We start from the raw sequence: 18,259 nt of genomic DNA, 5'->3' as shown, positions 1-18,259 counted from the left end.
CTGTAATGACAGGAGCCGTGTCGTCTTTTTAGTATCTTGCAGTTATGAGAAGAAGATTTTGTTGTGAACGAACTTCAAGCGCCTCTTTTTTTGCGGGATATCGATTTACATTTAGTCATGAGGCATCAAAAATGATACCTGTCGTTGCGCTGGTTGGGCGCCCCAATGTCGGAAAGTCTACTTTATTTAACCGCTTAACCCGTACCAGAGATGCATTGGTTGCGGATTTTCCCGGTTTAACCCGCGACCGTAAATATGGACGTGCGGAAGTTGAAGGGAAAGAATTTATTATCGTTGATACCGGTGGTATTGACGGAACAGAAGAGGGCGTAGAAACACATATGGCTACGCAATCTTTGATGGCAATCGAAGAAGCAGACATTGTCCTGTTTATGGTTGATGCCAGATCCGGGATGATGCCTGCTGATCATGCGATTGCAAAGCATTTGCGCAGCCGTGAAAAATCGACATTTTTAGTCGCAAATAAAACTGATGGTATCGATATTGATACATCTGTTGCTGAGTTTTATTCTCTGGGGTTGGGGGATATACACTCTATCGCTGCTTCTCATGGGCGTGGCGTGACACAATTGATTGAGCACGCACTGTTGCCTTTCTATGCAGACGAGGAAGGTGCAGAGGAAATTGAATTAACGGAAGAAGAAGCTAACGCTGCTTATTGGGCTGAGTTAGAGCAGGCTGAACTAGACGCTGCTGAAGAAGCAGAGCAGGAAGATGATTTCGATCCGACAACACTGCCATTGAAGTTAGCAATCGTCGGGCGCCCAAATGTGGGTAAATCCACACTGACTAACCGTATTTTGGGTGAAGAGCGTGTTGTTGTCTTCGATATGCCGGGAACAACCCGTGACAGCATTTATATTCCGATGGAGCGTGATGGCCGTGAATATGTGCTGATTGATACAGCGGGGGTTCGTAAACGTGGCAAGGTGACAGAAACGGTAGAAAAATTTTCTGTTATCAAAACACTTCAGGCAATTGAAGATGCGAACGTCGTTATGCTGGTGGTTGATGCCCGTGAGGGTATTTCGGATCAGGATCTTTCCCTGTTGGGCTTTATTCTTAACAGCGGCCGCTCCTTAGTCATTGCAGTGAATAAATGGGATGGCATGACTCAGGAAGACCGTGATCATGTTAAGGATATGCTGGACTTACGTCTGGGGTTCGTTGATTTTGCCCGTGTCCACTTTATTTCTGCTTTACATGGTAGTGGAGTAGGGAATCTGTTTGATTCGATTCTGGAAGCTTATGAAAGTGCGACCCGTCGAGTCAATACGTCTATGCTTACCCGTATTATGCGTATGGCTGAAGATGATCATCAGCCACCAATCATACGCGGGCGCAGGGTTAAAATGAAATATGCTCATGCCGGAGGATATAATCCGCCAATCGTTGTTATTCACGGCAATCAGGTAACAGGCTTACCTGATTCGTATAAACGCTACTTAATGAATTATTTCCGCCGCTCTTTAAAAGTAATGGGTACACCAATTCGTATTCAGTTTAAAGAAGGTGCTAACCCGTATGCGGGTAAGAAAAATACATTAACAGCAACGCAGTTACGTAAACGTAAGCGTTTGATGGAACATTTGAAAAAGCGTTAATTAAGTAAAGAACTAAAAAAATAAAGAGCTATAAATAGCTCTTTATTTTTGTTTAAGATAATTAATCATACTGATGAATAATTAAATTGGTTATTTTCTGGGTCATGCTTTTTAACATCAAATGATTAATTGCTTTTTTCTTTATCAATTTTAGTTATATCTTTTTTTTGTAACGAAGAATTTTCAGCTGATTTTTTCATTAAACTATTAACATGATCTAATGTTTTTAGCACATATTCCTTATCTTTTTCATCGCAGTGCTTTGCAATATATTCCAGCAAATGGGGTGGAACGAAACAGCGTTGATTTGTTAGATTGCACATAATATACCCAATTTGTTAGTGTGTGAGCTTGGTATCTATCTAATATCCCGGGTTTTTCAAGTAGCTCTTTGCTGGCTATACTCAATCCCCAGTCACCATTTTTATAAATGTACGATGCATTATGATCCTAGGGATTAATGAGCGGCTTTTGTGTTCCATCGGAAGTCAGCCTTTGTTATTCCTTTACTGTAGTGATGCACATTGAAACCCGTTGGGTATCACTTACCTTGCTAGTCTAAATATTAGTCAAAATGATTAAATCAGTCACTACTAAAAATGTAAATTTTTTTATTCATTTTTTCTGTTAAAAATATATGTGATAAGCAGATAAGTTTTAAGAACCAACGCTGATTATATATTATTGGGAATTCATGTGGTTGAAGACTTTAATTAAGATAAAACGGATGTGATTAGGAAAATCATAATCTGATAAAAAAGAATATAGAAATATATATGACGATAAAAACAGGGGTTAGGAAACCCCTGTGCCAAAAATATTATTTTATAGTCAGCGCAGGACACCCACTTGATGCCATGCATCAGTGACATGATTTGAAACACTTTTACCAAAGAGTTTGCTGGCATTACTTACCGTTAATTTCGCAAAATCATCAAAATTTGCTTTGTTAGACAGGTTATTATCTGTCAAAGTGTTGTACCAGATTTTACCTGCCTGTTCCCATGAATATCCACCTAAAGCCGTTGCTAATAGGTAGAATGCTCTATTTGGAATACCTGAATATTTATGAACTCCACCGTTGTCATTTGAAAAAGGAAGATCTTCATACTGATCCATATGGCCGATTTGGTCATCATCTGAATACGCAGTTCCCGGATCCTTGAACGAACGCAGTGCAAGATTGGGATCATTATTAGGGTTCATTTTTGGCCCGAAGATCCCTTGACCTACGAGCCATTCAGACTCGCCGGATTTTTGATTATTAGAAAATTGTTTCACCATAATACCGAATACGTCTGAAATAGACTCATTGAGAGCACCCGCTTGATAGGCATAGTCCAGATTTGCTTCATATTGAGTGACACCATGTGTCAGTTCATGGGCTGTAACATCAATACAGGACGTGAAACGATTAAAATACGACTTCATTCCATCACCAAAAACCATCTGATTGTCTGTCCAAAATGCATTTGCATAATTTTCAAGGTAATGCACTGTGGCAACTAACTTAAGTCCTTTATTATCAATTGAGTCACGACCAAAAATTTCTTTATAGAATTGATAAGTTACACCAAGATGTTCATAGGCTTCATTAACACAAATATCTTTACTTTCAGAAGAACCTTCAGTCCGAACTGTTTTTGTCCCTGGATACTTATCTGTATTTTCGGCATCATATATTATTCTATCCAAATTCTTATCATCCCCCGGGTTATATATTAGTGATGAACTTCCCATGCCAGCATAATAATTCATTAAATTATAAGTATGATTTAATGCTTTTAATATTGGAGCCTTATCATTTTCATCGCAATTTTTAATAATATATTCAAATAAGTTTGGAGGAATAATGTTGTGTATCGTATTTTTGTACATAATGATACCCCGGTTTATTTTTAGATGCTGTGTATTTTTTGGGATCCCAATTAAATTATTAGCCTAAGTCACAAGGTTTTCTACTAATTAAATGCTTTTTTTCTTCCTTTTGATTTATTAATCTATAAATATAATAAACAGATTTAATAGACTATCCATTATTAATTATATGATTAAAATGGAAATTAATTTAATATTAAGGAATAATACTATATTAATATTTTGGTTGCTGTTTTTTGGGTGAAAGTACACCAACCTCTTTCCAGCACTCTTTAGTAATTTTGGCGATATTTTTACCAAATAATCTTTCTGCACTCTTAATAGTTAATGTAGCGAACTCATCAAATGTGGCATATGAAGATAAACGATTATCTAACAAAGTTTCATACCAAATTTTTCCAGCCTGCTCCCATGAGTAACCTCCCAGCGCGATTGCGAGTAGGTAAAATGCCTTGTTAGGGATCCCTGAATATATATGGACTCCTCCATTATCCAGCGTAATTGGTAGTTCTTCATATTGGTCCATATGAGAAACCTGCCTGTCGTTGGAAAATGCGGTGCCCGGCTTTATAAATGAGCGTAAGGCAATATCAGGCTTATTCTCTGGGTTAAACCGGGGACCTAATATTCCTTTTCCCAATAACCAGTCGGATTCATCTGCTCTTTGATTATTGGCATACTGTTTTACCATAATACCAAATGCATCTGAAATAGACTCATTCAGGGCACCAGACTGGTAGGCATAGTAAAGATTAACTTCATTTTGAATAACTCCATGAGTCAGTTCGTGTGCTACCACATCAATAGCAGAGGTAAAACGATTGAAGAACTGACCATCACCATCACCAAAAACCATTTGCTTTCTTGACCAAAAGGCATTTAAGTAGTTTTTGCCATAATGAACAGTCGCAACTAATTTCAACCCCTTATTATCAAGTGAATTGCGATCAAAAACTTTACTATAAAACTCATGTGTTTTTCCAAGATACTCATAGGCTTCATTGACGGCAATATCATCGCTGTCAGGCATATCTTCACTCCGGGTCAATTTCTTTCCGGGAAACTCTTCTTTTTGTTCCGCATCATAGATAGTTCTGTGTGGTTTTATTTTTTTATCATATTTTATTTCATATTCCGGCTGTGGAACACCTTCTAATACCGTAATATTCATTAAGCTGTAAATATGATCTAATGTTTTTAATACATATTGGTTAGTACATTCATCGCAGTGGTGTGATATTTGTTCTAAGACAAATGGAGGAATTAAACTGCATCTATTAATTGATTGTTTATTCATAATAATCCCCTGTTTTGTCAATGTTATGTTTATTGTTTTGAGCGCTCATTTGCATACTATCGATAATTGAAGTGATAGTCATTAGGGTAAATATTGACTTTTTATAACAGAATATTGCTAATGAAATATGGACAATAAATTTATTAATCTATTGATATAAAAGCAGAGTGGTAATATATGCAATTAATCTAAAGATACGTAGCCAGAAAAGAGATAATTTGAAAGACGAAGTGTATATTCAATTTTAAATTTAGATTAGAACAGTGATAAATAGCCCAATGCCTATTTATGCTAATGGGCTACTTCCGAATTTATTTATATCCAGTCTTTTTTTATCAGAAATGATGTATAGAGTTCTTCTTCTGGAGAATTTGGCTCAGGGGAATAATTATACTCCCAGCGAACTAAAGGAGGCATAGACATCAGTATAGATTCTGTTCGACCGCCACTTTGCAGTCCGAACAATGTTCCTCTATCCCAGACTAAATTAAATTCGACATAGCGGCCACGGCGATATAATTGGAATTGCCTTTCCCGCTCTCCCCAGCTGATATTTTTTCTTCTTTCAACAATAGGCAGGTAAGCTGACAGGAAACCATTACCCACAGCTTGGGTAAAGTTGAAGCAAGTATCAAAATCGGGGCTATTTAAATCATCATAAAACAATCCGCCAATACCGCGAGGCTCATTACGATGCTTAATAAAGAAATAATCATCACACCATTTTTTATATGTGGAATAAATATCCTCTCCAAATGGCTGGCATAGTGTACTGGCAACGGTATGCCAGTGAACGGCGTCCTCTTCAAAACCATAATATGGGGTGAGATCAAACCCGCCACCAAACCACCAGATGGGGGACTCACCTTCTTTTTCTGCAATGAAAAAACGCACATTAGCGTGACTAGTCGGAACATAAGGATTTTGGGGATGAATAACAAGAGAAACGCCCATTGCCTGATAGCTGCGACCCGCCAGTTCAGGACGGTGAGCTGTTGCTGACGAAGGCAGTGAATCTCCGGTTACATGGGAAAAGTTCACACCTGCCTGCTCAAAAACCTTACCCGACTTTAAGACACGGCTGCGTCCGCCACCTCCTTCCTCCCGTTGCCAGCACTCTTCGATGAAATGGGAATGATCATCCAGACGTTCAAGTTGTTTACAGATTTCGTCCTGTAATGAGAGGAAAAAAGTCTTAACTTGAGATATATTAGCTATATTCATTTCTGCTTTCATTCTGGTTAGTTTATGGCTATAGGCAGTATACCTGTTAGTATCAATGAACGCATTTTCATATTGATTCCGAAATGAAAGTAGTGATTATTGACATTAAACTGATTGCTTATTAAACAGGCTGGCTAACTATGGAAATTAGGGTATTTCGGCAAGAAGATTTTGAAGCCGCTATCACACTTTGGGAGCGTTGTGATTTGATTAATCCCGGTGATGATCCGGAACTCGATATTGAGCGTAAATTAACTCATGATGCTGATTTATTTCTGGTTGCCGAGGTGGCGGGGGAAGTTGTTGGAACAGTAATGGGGGGATATGATGGGCATCGTGGTCATGCTTATTATTTAGGTGTTCATCCCGAATTCAGAGGAAGAGGCATTGCTAATGCATTGGTTTCCCGCCTTGAGAAGAAATTATTGGCGAGAGGTTGCCCTAGTATTCTAATTATGGTTCCAGAAGAGAATGATGCCACAATTTGTATGTGTGAAAAAATGGAATATGATTATTGGGGGCAGGAACATACTGTATTTAATAAGCGTCTGATTATTGACTAAGTATTGAAGGTAAGTGGCTGAGAAATATTATGTTGTTCGGCCATTAACCGTATCTTTATACAAAAATTTTAATAATTTCCTCGCTGTTTTTTTTATCATATGATGGAATTTGAATTGATGTTTATTTTCTGTAATAAGATTTTCTGATATTAAATGATTTTTACTTTCAATTTCAGGTTTAATCACGATTTGGATTTTTCCATTTTTATCTTTGAAAAAATAATAATGATATTTAATTGGTAATTCAGGCTTATTGATTAAAATCCGCCAGTTGATTAAAGGAAGATTGCAGACTTTATTATCCTTTTTGTTTTTGAATGTCTTTTCATTCCCCTGAATGATAATATTTTTTTTTATATCACTTTTCAGATGTAGTGTTTGAGGAATTGCAGTTTTTGTCATATCCCTTGTTGTTACAAAACTGTTTGTTACAGTAGGGATATCTAGAAAATCAATAAATATTGGGGTCATTTCTATCATCACGCACTTCCGCCATCGGTTTATATTTATTCCATCTTCCGATATCATATACATCCTTTTTTAAATAATTGCACAATGGAATTATAAAACTGTATTTTTATCTGTTTTTTCTACATCCCGCTGTATTAAAGGGATGTATTTATCCTTAACTTGCTGTTTTTGAATGATCTTAATAATAAGATGTTAGAATGGACAAAGGTAATAAGTTGTAATGAAAAGAGATTTTATATCTAGCCTGCTATTTAAAAAAAGAATTATGGCGTTCAGTGGTCTGATAGGAAGTTCATTGTTATTAACTGCTTGTGCAGGTTCATGGTCTTCCCTGTCTCCTTTAAATTGGTTTAGTCGTACTCTGGAGGTATCTGAGCAGGGAGTAGGGGAAGTCAATCAACAAACAGACATGAATTTATCTGCTATCCAACAGGGGCTGGATAACCGGTATCGCTTACGCAGTGGTATGGAAATTAAAAATGGAAAATTTTTTAACGTAATACAGGGAATGGAAGGAAATCAGGTCAGCATTGAATTATCGGGTCTGAATAATGGAAAGGTGGATCATATTATCATTCTGGATGAAAGGGTGAAAACCACGTGGGGAACAAAAATAGGTACATCTTTCTCTACGCTGTATGACAAAGCTTATGGTGCCTGCCAGCGTTCCGACAGTTTACTCACTATGCAGCAGGAGATTGTCTGTATTGCCCCCCAAAGTCAAAATATCAATTATATATTTACAGGAACATGGGATGGGTCGGAAGAATTACTGCCCCCTGATGATGTGCTGAAAACATGGAAAATTTCCCGCATTATCTGGAAAGCCAAATAAAAAAATATACCTAATGAATTTCAAGTTATTGTGGCGGCAAGGGAGAGCTGCCAACAAAGAGGCCATTTGAAAGATAAAGATGATAAGGAAGTATTTTAATCAAGATAATATCCCCATTCCAGTCGACAAAATCAGCTTCAGTACGTCAGGTGTTAATTTCCGCTACCCTCAATAACCCTATATTTTTTATAGCTTATCTCGTTTCATCATTTCTCATAAAAATTCGGTATATAAAACAGAGGGTAGTTAACTATCCTGTTATAAATATTCTGGATACAGTATGAATAACTTATTGTTAAAAATCGTGGTTAAAAAATTCTTGCTGAATAGCTTGATGGGTAAGGTTTGAATGAAGGTTGTGGCTGAGTTACTGGATAATTCTGATAAAAATTCACTTCAACACTATCAATGTGTGGGAGCAACTTTGATAAGTGGGTACCAATAATGTTTGTTGCATCCAGTAAACGAGTATTACCCGGATTTGGGCTGAGTCTGGGTTGTAGCTTGCTTTATACTTGCCTGATCCTGCTATTACCACTCAGCGCGTTAGTCATACAGCTTTCCAGCATGACATGGGAACAATATTGGCAGGTAATTGCAAATCCACAGGTTGTTGCGGCTTATCAGGTGACTTTATTAGCGGCTGCTGTCGCCAGCTTATTCAATATGGTTTTTGGAATGCTAATGGCGTGGATACTTACCCGCTACCGCTTTCCGGGGCACAACCTGCTTGATGGATTGATGGATTTACCCTTTGCATTGCCAACAGCCGTCGCTGGGCTAACTCTGGCAACGCTGTTTTCTGCAACCGGGTGGTATGGTTCTTGGCTTGCTCATTTTGATATTAAAGTCGCAAATACTTGGCTAGGGATTGCGGTTGCGATGGCATTTACCAGTCTGCCTTTTGTTGTTCGTACCGTTCAACCGATACTCGAAGAATTAGGGCCTGAATATGAAGAAGCTGCTCAGACATTAGGGGCGAATCGCTGGCAGACTTTTCGGCGGGTTATTCTGCAAGAAGTCTCTCCTGCGCTGATGGCTGGTACAGTGCTCTCCTTCACTCGCAGTCTGGGAGAATTCGGGGCAGTTATTTTTATTGCGGGCAATATTGCGTGGCAAACCGAAGTGGCTTCCCTGATGATTTTTGTCCGGTTGCAAGAATTTGATTATCCCGCTGCCAGCGCAATTGCTTCAGTTATTCTTGCGGTATCACTGGTATTGCTGTTTAGCGTTAACTTATTACAAAGTCGCTTTGGTAAGCGGATTGGGGGACTTTAGTGGTTGATTTTTCTGAATACACGCAGATGATGCGCCCCTCAATGAACTGGGGGAAATGGTTCTTGATTGGAGCGGGAATGGTTATTTCCATTCTGTTTCTGGTTATTCCGATAGCGTGGATTTTTCTGACTGCTTTTTCACAGGGAATCGATATTTTCACCCAGAATCTTGTTGACCCCGATATGCTCCATGCTATTTGGCTGACTGTGTTGATTGCGCTTATTACAGTGCCTATTAATCTGGTTTTTGGCGTAGTGACTGCATGGTTGGTAACCCGCTTCCAATTTCCCGGCAGACAATTGTTGCTGACATTAATTGATATTCCATTCGCAGTTTCACCGGTTGTGGCCGGGTTGCTTTATCTACTGTTTTACGGTGCTAACGGTTGGATGGGGGAATGGTTGGGAGACTATGACATCCAGTTAATGTTTTCATGGCCGGGTATGGTTCTGGTCACTGTATTTGTGACATGTCCATTCGTTATCCGTGAATTGGTGCCGGTAATGCTGAGTCAGGGCAATCAGGAAGATGAAGCGGCAATATTATTAGGTGCTTCTGGCTGGCAAATGTTCTGGCGTGTGACATTGCCGAATATTCGTTGGGCATTGCTGTATGGCATTGTTTTAACTAATGCCCGGGCAATTGGTGAATTTGGTGCGGTATCTGTGGTATCCGGCGCAATCAGAGGGGAGACATACACCTTACCTTTGCAGGTTGAACTGCTTTATCAGGATTACAACACTGTTGGCGCATTTGTGGCGGCGGCTTTATTGGCAGTTATGGCGATGATTACCCTGATTGTCAAAAGTGCTTTGCAGTGGCGTCTGAGTCATTTGAGTCGCCAGTAAACGAAGGTCGGGAGCAGGATATGAGTATTGAAATCAGCAAAATCAGTAAATCTTTTGGTCGTGTTCAAATACTGAATGATATATCACTGAATATTGAATCTGGTGAAATGGTTGCTTTGCTTGGTCCATCCGGCTCCGGCAAGACGACTTTACTGAGGATTATTGCCGGACTTGAACAGCAGAGTGCGGGGCGACTTAAATTTCACGGTAAGGATGTCAGTCAGGTACATGCAAAAGATCGGCAGGTTGGTTTTGTTTTTCAGCATTATGCTCTGTTTCGTCATATGAGCGTGTTTGATAACGTTGCTTTTGGTTTAACTGTACTTCCACGACGCCAGCGACCTAAGCGAGAGGCACTGCGGCGTAAGGTAATGTCGTTGCTTGATATGGTGCAGTTATCCCACCTTGCAGATCGCTATCCGTCACAGCTTTCTGGTGGTCAGAAACAGCGAGTGGCATTGGCAAGGGCGCTCGCTGTTGAGCCTCAGATTCTCTTACTGGATGAGCCATTTGGTGCTCTGGATGCACAGGTTCGGATGGAATTACGCCGTTGGCTACGCCAGCTTCATGAAGAATTGCAATTTACTAGTGTCTTTGTCACTCATGATCAGGAAGAGGCAATGGAAGTTGCTGATCGGATTGTAGTGATGAATCAAGGTGCTATCGAGCAGGTTGGTACGCCACAGCAGGTATGGAAAGAGCCGGAAAGCCGTTTTGTGATGGAATTTATGGGCGAAGTAAATCAATTACATGGTGAGATAAAAGGCGCTCAGTTGTGGGTTGGCGGAAAAATTTTTCCATTGGAGGTAGCACCATTACATCAGGGAAATGTTGATGTGTTCCTGCGCCCGTGGGAGATGAACCTCAGTACACAACAAACATCATCCTGCCCTTTGCCTGTTAAAGTGACGGAAATCAATCCACGAGGGCATTTTTCACTGTTGTCTGTCCAGCCTGTTGGTTGGGGGGATGAGAGTTTATCGGTTATCTGGCAGGATAGCACATCAATGCCAGTTCGGGGCAGCCAGTATTTTATGGGAGGCAAAGGTGCCCGCCTGTATGAAGGTAATTCACCATTAAAAGTATTAAAATTTGCTGAATCTGCTTAATTTTTCATTATTCTCATCACTTTGGGTTTCCCCTGTTTTTTTGTAGAAAACAGGGGTTTTTTATTTAGAGCTTGCGACAGTTTTCTGAATCCGATTATTCTGTTGGCTATTCTCATATGTGATTCGGGTAATGCAGTGGCAAGCTTAGAAAATTTTATCGGTAATACTCCGTTGGTGAAATTACAACGAGTTACTGAAAGTATTGATGCAGAAATTTGGGTGAAACTTGAGGGCAATAATCCGGCTGGTTCTGTAAAAGACAGAGCCGCTCTCTCAATGATCCAACAAGCCGAACTACGGGGAGAAATTTCACCCGGGGATGTCCTGATTGAAGCCACGAGTGGTAATACGGGTATTGCATTGGCGATGATTGCAGCAGTAAAAGGTTACCGGCTTAAGCTACTGATGCCTGAAAATATGAGCCTTGAGCGTCAGGCTTCAATGCGGGCTTATGGTGCTGAATTAATTTTAGTCAGTAAAGAGTTAGGAATGGAAGGTGCCAGAGATTTAGCACAGCAAATGGAGCTGAATGGTGAAGGAAAGGTGCTTGATCAATTTAATAATACAGATAATTCTCTGGCACATTTCAAGACAACTGGGCCGGAAATTTGGCAGCAAACGCAGGGACGTATTACCCATTTTGTCTCCAGTATGGGCACAACCGGCACTATTACCGGAGTGAGCCGCTACCTGAAATTTCAGTCAGATAATATACAAACTATAGGATTACAGCCGGCACAAAACAGCCATATTCCCGGTATTCGGCGCTGGTCGCCAGCATATATGCCCGGAATTTACCAGAAAGATTTGGTGGATCAAATACTGGATATTACTCAGAGTGAGGCCGAAGCGATGATGCGGTCGCTGGCACAGAAAGAGGGGATCTTCTGTGGAGTTAGCTCAGGTGGAGCCGTTTCCGGAGCATTACGTATCGCGGCTGAAAATCCGCGAGCTGTTATTGTGGTGATTATTTGTGACCGGGGTGATAGATATTTATCTACAGGTGTTTTTAATTAACTTTTCTTATTTACTGAACCTAAATTAGTGAGTTAAAGGTTATGGCCTTATTTTCAAAAACGATCACCGACTATTGGCAGTCTTCATTATTAAATGGAGAAATTATTTATAGTGATGATGTTCTTACAGTCGCTATTCATGCAAATTTGTCAGAGGAGGCTCGTGTAATGGTGCTGGAAACTACTGATGGGCAAATTATATCAGTGATGACTCCGGCACTGGCTGAAAAAGCAGGGCTTTATCATCAGGACGAAATGTCTGAATCGATTTTTCGCCAGAAATTACATGAAGCCGCTATTACTCTCCATGGTGCAGATTATATTTTTTATTTTTCAGAAGAAGAAAAGAAAAAATTATTACAGGAAGATATTGATAGCATGTTACGTCAGCTAATGCAAAAAGAAGATAAAGAGGTTTTCTCTGCATTTCAGTCTGCTGCTTCTGAGGAGGATTTAGATAGTGCTTATGTTGAGCTGGAGCATTGGGCTGTGTTCGGTTTTTTTGAACAAGAAGGTCTGATTTGTGCTGCGAGTATGTACCCGTGGAATGATGCGCTTATTGCTGATATGGGGGTTCTGACTTTAGAACCTTTCAGAGGAAAGGGGCATGCCAGACAAGTTGTACGTGCAATCAGTAAACATGCTTATGCTCAGGGATATGAGCCTCAATACCGATGCCAAATTGATAATTTTGCGTCTTCGGCATTGGCAAAGTCTGTAGGGTTGACGTTGTTTGGCAAATGGGAAATGATTTCCCCTGATTCAATTCACTGATAAAAAATCGCTCTGTTTTATCATTTAACCCGATAAAACAGAGGCGACCCACAACAGATTATCAGTGATGTATTCAGCTACTTCTTAATTCGCATGATAACAGATTCACCAACGACCACTGATCCACTGACTTTAGATAATTCTTTGATTTCGTCCATGTTAGAGATAACAACAGGAGTTAAGGTTGACTTAGCTCTTTCTTCCAGAAACGCTAAATCAAACTCTAAAACCAAATCACCTTTCTGTACCCGTTGGCCCTCTTCGGCAATCCGTTTAAAGCCTTCACCTTTCAGTTCAACGGTATCAATACCGAAATGAACGAAAAGCTCTATCCCGTTATCAGATTCGATGGAAAAAGCGTGATTAGTTTCGAAGATTTTACCAATGGTGCCATCAACAGGGGAGACAATTTTATTACCTGTAGGCTTGATAGCGATACCATCACCTACAATTTTTTCCGCAAAAACAACATCCGGAACATCTTCGATATTAACTATCTCACCTGATAATGGGGCGATAATTTCAATACTGCCGCTGTTCTTTTTGTCATCTGAAACTAATGATTTCAGTTTATCAAGCAGACCCATAAATCTTCTCCTAATTGTTTTAATGGGACCGTGTACCGGCTAAGGCGCTGTCTTGGTCAATTAACTTAGCAGAGTGTTTTTTCTCTGATAAAAGTATCAACCAATTCCATCAACTCCTGTGCAGTTGGCTGAGTTAAAGCTTGTTCTGCTAGTGCTTTTGCATCACCGTAATTCGCATTACGAATGATTTTCTTGATGCCTGGAATGGATATTGCACTCATACTGAATTCATCCAATCCCATGCCAAGAAGCAATAGTGTAGCACGTTCATCTCCAGCCAGCTCACCGCACATGCCCGTCCATTTACCCTCTGCGTGTGAGGCGTCAATCACCTGTTTGATCAGGTTCAACACTGCTGGCGACATTGGATTATAGAGATGAGAAATCAGCTCATTACCACGGTCTACCGCAAGAGTATACTGAGTTAGATCGTTTGTCCCAATACTAAAAAAGTCAACTTCTTTTGCAAGATGTTTAGCAATGGTTGCAGCAGCAGGCGTTTCTACCATGATACCGACTTCAATCGATTCATCGAACGCCTTATTTTCATTACGTAGCTGATCCTTAAGCATCAACAGTTCTGTTTTCAGTTCCCGAATTTCTTCAACAGAAATAATCATTGGGAACATGACGCGAAGTTTGCCAAATGCAGAAGCTCGCAGAATAGCACGTAACTGAGCATGTAATATTTCTTTGCGATCCAGACAAATGCGGATTGCTCGCCAGCCAAGGAATGGGTTTTCTTCTTTGGGCAGGTTCATGTAAGGCAGTTCTTTATCACCACCGATATCCATAGTGCGGATAATTACGGCCTGATTACCAACAGATTCGGCAACAGCTTTATAGGCCTCAAACTGTTCTTCCTCAGTCGGCAGAGAATCGCGATCCATAAACAGAAACTCAGTACGGTACAAGCCGACGCCTTCTGCTCCATTGCGTTCTGCGCCTGCAATATCACGGACTGTACCGATATTGGCACAGACTTCTACCTGATGACCATCCAGCGTAATGGCTGGCAGATCTTTCAGTTTCGCTAATTCGGTTTTTTCTGACAGATATTCGTTTTTGATTTTTTTGAGTTGTTCAATTTCAGTGTCAGATGGGTCTATATAGATATGGTTATTAACAGCATCCAGAATAAGGTAGCTGCCATTTTTAATCTGAGTTGTTGCGTTGGTTGTCCCGACAATCGCAGGCAGTTCCAGAGAACGCGCCATAATTGAAGTGTGAGATGTCCGGCCACCTAAATCTGTAATGAACCCCAGAACTTTATCCAGATTGAGCTGCGCGGTTTCTGAAGGTGTCAGGTCATTTGCAACCAGAATAACTTCTTCAGCAATGGAGCCTAAGTCAATAATTGGCATACCCAGAATATTTTTCAGCAGCCGTTTACCAATATCACGAACATCCGCTGCCCGCTCTTTTAAATATTCATCATCCAGCTCTTCCAGTGCTTTGGCCTGATCTTCAATCACAGAGTGAACGGCGGCATCTGCTGTAGCCAGATTTTTCTTTATCAGCGTAATAATTTCCTGTTCCAGTTCCTCATCTTCCAGCAACATGATGTGGCCTTCGAAGATCTCAGCTTTTTCTGTACCCAGATTTTTTTCGGCTGTATTTTTGATGACTTCTAACTGGGCTGAGGCTTTATCCCGGCCTTGTTTAAAGCGGGAAATCTCTTGCTCGACCTGTTCAGGAGTGATTTTTTTATGATTGATAATGATGGGGTCTTCTTTCAGCAATAATGCCTTACCGAAAGCAATACCTGGTGATACTAAGATGCCTGAAATCATACTATATGACCTTAACTGCGGGTGATTATATTTCATTGCGCCTTCAGAGGCAGGCTCTAAATATCCCCAGATCTTGTATTCCGGGGATGGTACTGGATGAAATAGACTGGCCTTATATACTCGTTGTTTTTCAAATTGGCTATTTTTTGGCTTCGCTAACTATAGTTCCCGTTTTTATAAGAATACGGTGCTTTATACTCTAAAGGTTAACTTCCTTGCCATGGCGATGCCGCTTGAAATTCATTGAGTATGAGTGGGTGATTATTCCAATTCACCCATCAGTTTCACTAAATGTTCAACAGCTTGTTGTTCATCTTCACCTTCAGCAGAGATGGTAACAACAGTTCCTTGAGTCAGCCCCAGCGTTTGCAATTTAAACAGACTTTTCGCACTAGCTGATTTACCGCCGGAAGTCAGAGTAATATCGGAAGAAAAACCCTTCGCTTCTTTGACAAACTGTGCAGCAGGACGAGTGTGAAGGCCATTTGGTGCAGTAATAGTAACTTCTTGCTGGAACATAGTATTTCCTCAATAACTTAAATTTTTGTTGGTAAGCCAAGAGAACACTAAAACGAGTTTAGTTGGATTAATCCTGACTTGTACAACCGTTAAATTAATAATGATATATGCCTTTAATCTTTCAGGTCGTTTTTTAGCGGCTTTATGCATTTGCAGCCTTAATACAGCACGAAATTCATAGGTATAAAATGCACTAAATCATTATCAAAAAATTAACATATTTGATGCCACTCCATTGTTGACTGGATGTTAATACACACTAACCCAATATGAGTTGAACCAAACAAGATTCTTTATGGTGGTTTTGCGATTAATTTCGTGCATCAAAATAATTACTGGTTAAATACTAAAGCTGTCTGAATAAATCATCTAGGAAAGTTTTAAACTTTGATCTGATGCACAAAAAAGCACCCTTGAGATGCTTTTTTGTCAATAAAGTTGAAAAAGGAATGAGGTGAAGATCTAATCGCTAGCTAAATCGGCAAACAGTGCGGTGCTCAGGTAACGTTCAGCAGAAGAAGGCAGAATAACAACAATATTCTTATCTTTGTACTCGTCTTCCTGTGAAAGTTTAATCGCTGCCGCAACCGCGGCGCCTGAAGAAATGCCGGAAAGAATACCTTCTTTTTCAGTCACTTCTCGAGCTGTTTTAATGGCTTCTTCGTTACTGATTTTAAATACACGGTCAACTAATGTTAAATCCAGGTTATCAGGGATAAAACCTGCCCCAATTCCCTGAATTTTGTGTGGGCCGGGTTTCAGTTCCTCGCCTGCCAGTTTTTGGCTGATTACCGGGGAATCTTCAGGCTCGACAGCAATAATTTTTACTTGCTTACCTTGTGTATTCTTCAGATAGCGAGCAACACCGGTAATCGTGCCTCCGGTCCCTACGCCAGCAACAAAAACATCAACATTCCCATCGGTATCTTCCCAAATTTCCGGCCCTGTCGTTTTTTCGTGAATTTCAGGGTTTGCCGGGTTACTGAATTGCTGTAGCAGAACATAGCGTTCAGGAGCACTGTCACGGATTTCATTCGCTTTATCAATAGCACCTTTCATGCCCTTAGCGCCTTCGGTCAGCACTAATTTTGCTCCCAACGCTTTTAGCAGCTTACGGCGTTCTAAGCTCATGGTTTCCGGCATTGTTAGTGTCAATTTATAGCCACGGGCCGCAGCGACATAAGCAAGAGCAATTCCCGTATTACCACTGGTCGGCTCGATAAGCTCTTTATCCTTTGTCAAAATGCCTCGTTTTTCTGCATCCCAAATCATGTTGGCACCGATACGGCATTTCACACTGAAACTCGGATTACGGGACTCTATTTTAGCCAGAATGCGACCATTTCCGAAATTTTTCAGGCGTACCAGTGGAGTGTGACCGATGGTCAACGAATTATCTTCATAAATTTTGCTCATTGTCCGATTGCCCTTAAGATGCTCATGAGTTGTGATTAATTAACCATACGCGAACAGCTTATGAATGGAAATAAAGTTTCAGTCTATTCTTATTATATAAAAGAATATTTAACGATTTCTGATAGCATGCTGAGCACGGTAACGATCAACCCACATAGCTGTAGCGCCACAAACGGCAACAGGCATAATGAACAAATTGATTACTGGGATCATCGTTAATATACTCACTGCTGCTCCAAATTGCAGGTTGTCAATTTTGTCCTGTCGCAGGGTATTACGCATACCTATAAAACTGACCTTGTGGTTATCAAAAGGGTAATCGCAATATTGGATAGCCAGCATCCAGGCACTGAAAATAAACCAGAGAACGGGGGCTACAGTCTGGCCGACACCCGGAATAAAATACAATAATAATAGAGCGATAGCGCGAGGAAGATAGTAGAAGATTTTGACTATCTCACGTTTCAGAACACGGGGAACATCTTTCAGTAAATCAAAAATACTTGTATCGGGTGCCGGAATACCCGTTAATTGCGCTTCCAGTTTCTCTGCTAATAATCCGTTAAAGGGTGATGCAATAAAATTTGCCAGCGTGCTGAAAAAATAAGTAAAAATAAGCAAAACAGAAATAACAGCCAGTGGCCATATTAAATAGCTGAGCCATTGCATCCAGTCGGGTACTTTATCTAGCGCCCACTGTATCCAACCATCCATTTTCTGATATAGCCACCAGAAAGCACTACCAATCAATAAGATATTAGCCAGTAAAGGCAATAAAACGAATCTTTTGATGCCCGGGCGGGTTACCAGATGCCAACCTTGTACAATATAATGAAATCCGCTTAGCTGTTTTGGCAATTTTGTCGAATTCGTCATATTTTCTTATTCTCTCCTGAGTGATTGAGACGGTATGATATAGGCTCGATTTTCCACTGACCAGTGGTTTAATGTGTAAAAAACACTCGAAAAAACAGGGGATATCTCTCTTTATGATAAGAAAAGTAAGCAGAGGCTTGCACTTGTGCT

At 40.3% G+C, this 18,259-nt stretch carries 18 protein-coding genes; 8 read left to right on the top strand and 10 right to left on the bottom strand.

Going from position 1 to position 18,259, the window contains the following annotated elements; genetic code table 11:
• The first annotated feature begins 131 nt into the window (after positions 1 to 131).
• Positions 132 to 1,625, top strand: coding sequence for a ribosome biogenesis GTPase Der (gene der, locus AAC855_RS01450; RefSeq protein WP_340607868.1), 1,494 nt, complete (start codon positions 132 to 134; stop codon positions 1,623 to 1,625).
• A 125-nt stretch (positions 1,626 to 1,750) separates the two neighbouring features.
• On the opposite strand, the gene AAC855_RS01445 is transcribed toward der, so the two are convergent.
• The 4 genes from AAC855_RS01445 to hemF form a co-directional block, all read right to left on the bottom strand.
• Positions 1,751 to 1,948: a protealysin propeptide domain-containing protein gene (locus tag AAC855_RS01445; RefSeq protein WP_340607867.1), complete on the bottom strand. Its 198-nt coding sequence runs from the start codon at positions 1,946 to 1,948 to the stop codon at positions 1,751 to 1,753.
• Between the two features lie 508 nt (positions 1,949 to 2,456).
• The gene (locus tag AAC855_RS01440) at positions 2,457 to 3,503 is read right to left on the bottom strand and encodes a M4 family metallopeptidase (RefSeq protein WP_340607866.1); all 1,047 of its coding nucleotides are present in this window, start codon (positions 3,501 to 3,503) and stop codon (positions 2,457 to 2,459) included.
• A gap of 214 nt (positions 3,504 to 3,717) precedes the next feature.
• Positions 3,718 to 4,800, bottom strand: coding sequence for a M4 family metallopeptidase (locus tag AAC855_RS01435; protein ID WP_340607865.1), 1,083 nt, complete (start codon positions 4,798 to 4,800; stop codon positions 3,718 to 3,720).
• Positions 4,801 to 5,115: 315 nt separating this feature from the next.
• Positions 5,116 to 6,024 carry an oxygen-dependent coproporphyrinogen oxidase gene (hemF, locus tag AAC855_RS01430; RefSeq protein ID WP_340607864.1) on the bottom strand — a complete coding sequence of 303 codons (909 nt, stop codon included), beginning with the start codon at positions 6,022 to 6,024 and terminating at the stop codon, positions 5,116 to 5,118.
• A gap of 140 nt (positions 6,025 to 6,164) precedes the next feature.
• On the opposite strand from hemF, the gene AAC855_RS01425 reads away from it, so the two are divergent.
• A complete protein-coding gene (locus AAC855_RS01425; RefSeq protein WP_099110548.1) occupies positions 6,165 to 6,587 on the top strand; it encodes a GNAT family acetyltransferase in 423 nt (140 codons plus the stop codon).
• 27 nt (positions 6,588 to 6,614) lie between these two features.
• Here the strand turns inward: AAC855_RS01425 and AAC855_RS01420 are convergent, their stop codons facing one another.
• Positions 6,615 to 7,067, bottom strand: a complete 453-nt coding sequence (locus AAC855_RS01420; protein WP_340607863.1) for a hypothetical protein — start codon at positions 7,065 to 7,067, stop codon at positions 6,615 to 6,617.
• 211 nt (positions 7,068 to 7,278) lie between these two features.
• Here AAC855_RS01420 and AAC855_RS01415 point away from each other — a divergent pair, with 211 nt between their 5' ends.
• The 6 genes from AAC855_RS01415 to AAC855_RS01390 all read left to right on the top strand — a co-directional run bounded on the left by AAC855_RS01415 (position 7,279) and on the right by AAC855_RS01390 (position 12,918).
• Positions 7,279 to 7,893, top strand: coding sequence for an RpoE-regulated lipoprotein (locus tag AAC855_RS01415; protein ID WP_340607862.1), 615 nt, complete (start codon positions 7,279 to 7,281; stop codon positions 7,891 to 7,893).
• Between the two features lie 444 nt (positions 7,894 to 8,337).
• Positions 8,338 to 9,171 carry a sulfate/thiosulfate ABC transporter permease CysT gene (cysT, locus tag AAC855_RS01410; protein WP_340607861.1) on the top strand — a complete coding sequence of 278 codons (834 nt, stop codon included), beginning with the start codon at positions 8,338 to 8,340 and terminating at the stop codon, positions 9,169 to 9,171.
• Positions 9,171 to 10,019 (top strand): sulfate/thiosulfate ABC transporter permease CysW, encoded by an 849-nt coding sequence (gene cysW, locus AAC855_RS01405; RefSeq protein ID WP_340607860.1) that lies wholly within the window; start codon positions 9,171 to 9,173, stop codon positions 10,017 to 10,019. Before cysT ends, cysW begins: the two co-directional genes overlap by 1 nt.
• Before the next feature lie 20 nt (positions 10,020 to 10,039).
• Positions 10,040 to 11,128, top strand: coding sequence for a sulfate/thiosulfate ABC transporter ATP-binding protein CysA (cysA, locus tag AAC855_RS01400; protein WP_340607859.1), 1,089 nt, complete (start codon positions 10,040 to 10,042; stop codon positions 11,126 to 11,128).
• 135 nt (positions 11,129 to 11,263) lie between these two features.
• On the top strand, positions 11,264 to 12,145 hold the full coding sequence (cysM, locus tag AAC855_RS01395; RefSeq protein ID WP_340607858.1) for a cysteine synthase CysM: 882 nt from the start codon (positions 11,264 to 11,266) through the stop codon (positions 12,143 to 12,145).
• A 41-nt stretch (positions 12,146 to 12,186) separates the two neighbouring features.
• Complete coding sequence (locus tag AAC855_RS01390; RefSeq protein WP_340607857.1) at positions 12,187 to 12,918, top strand: GNAT family N-acetyltransferase; 732 nt, start codon at positions 12,187 to 12,189, stop codon at positions 12,916 to 12,918.
• A gap of 77 nt (positions 12,919 to 12,995) precedes the next feature.
• Here AAC855_RS01390 and crr read toward each other — a convergent pair whose 3' ends face one another.
• From crr to cysZ, 5 genes are all read right to left on the bottom strand, one after another.
• A complete protein-coding gene (gene crr, locus AAC855_RS01385; protein ID WP_099110538.1) occupies positions 12,996 to 13,505 on the bottom strand; it encodes a PTS glucose transporter subunit IIA in 510 nt (169 codons plus the stop codon).
• A 65-nt stretch (positions 13,506 to 13,570) separates the two neighbouring features.
• Positions 13,571 to 15,298, bottom strand: a complete 1,728-nt coding sequence (ptsI, locus tag AAC855_RS01380) for a phosphoenolpyruvate-protein phosphotransferase PtsI (RefSeq protein ID WP_340607856.1) — start codon at positions 15,296 to 15,298, stop codon at positions 13,571 to 13,573.
• Between the two features lie 261 nt (positions 15,299 to 15,559).
• Positions 15,560 to 15,817 (bottom strand): phosphocarrier protein Hpr, encoded by a 258-nt coding sequence (ptsH, locus tag AAC855_RS01375; RefSeq protein ID WP_038262654.1) that lies wholly within the window; start codon positions 15,815 to 15,817, stop codon positions 15,560 to 15,562.
• A 462-nt stretch (positions 15,818 to 16,279) separates the two neighbouring features.
• The gene (gene cysK / locus AAC855_RS01370; RefSeq protein WP_340607855.1) at positions 16,280 to 17,233 is read right to left on the bottom strand and encodes a cysteine synthase A; all 954 of its coding nucleotides are present in this window, start codon (positions 17,231 to 17,233) and stop codon (positions 16,280 to 16,282) included.
• Positions 17,234 to 17,341: 108 nt separating this feature from the next.
• Positions 17,342 to 18,109, bottom strand: coding sequence for a sulfate transporter CysZ (gene cysZ, locus AAC855_RS01365; RefSeq protein ID WP_340607854.1), 768 nt, complete (start codon positions 18,107 to 18,109; stop codon positions 17,342 to 17,344).
• Positions 18,110 to 18,259: the final 150 nt, after the last annotated feature.

Source organism: Xenorhabdus bharatensis, from assembly GCF_037996705.1.
Lineage (GTDB): Bacteria > Pseudomonadota > Gammaproteobacteria > Enterobacterales > Enterobacteriaceae > Xenorhabdus > Xenorhabdus bharatensis.
Note: the sequence above shows the minus strand (reverse complement) of the source record. Positions and strands in the feature narration are given on the sequence as shown.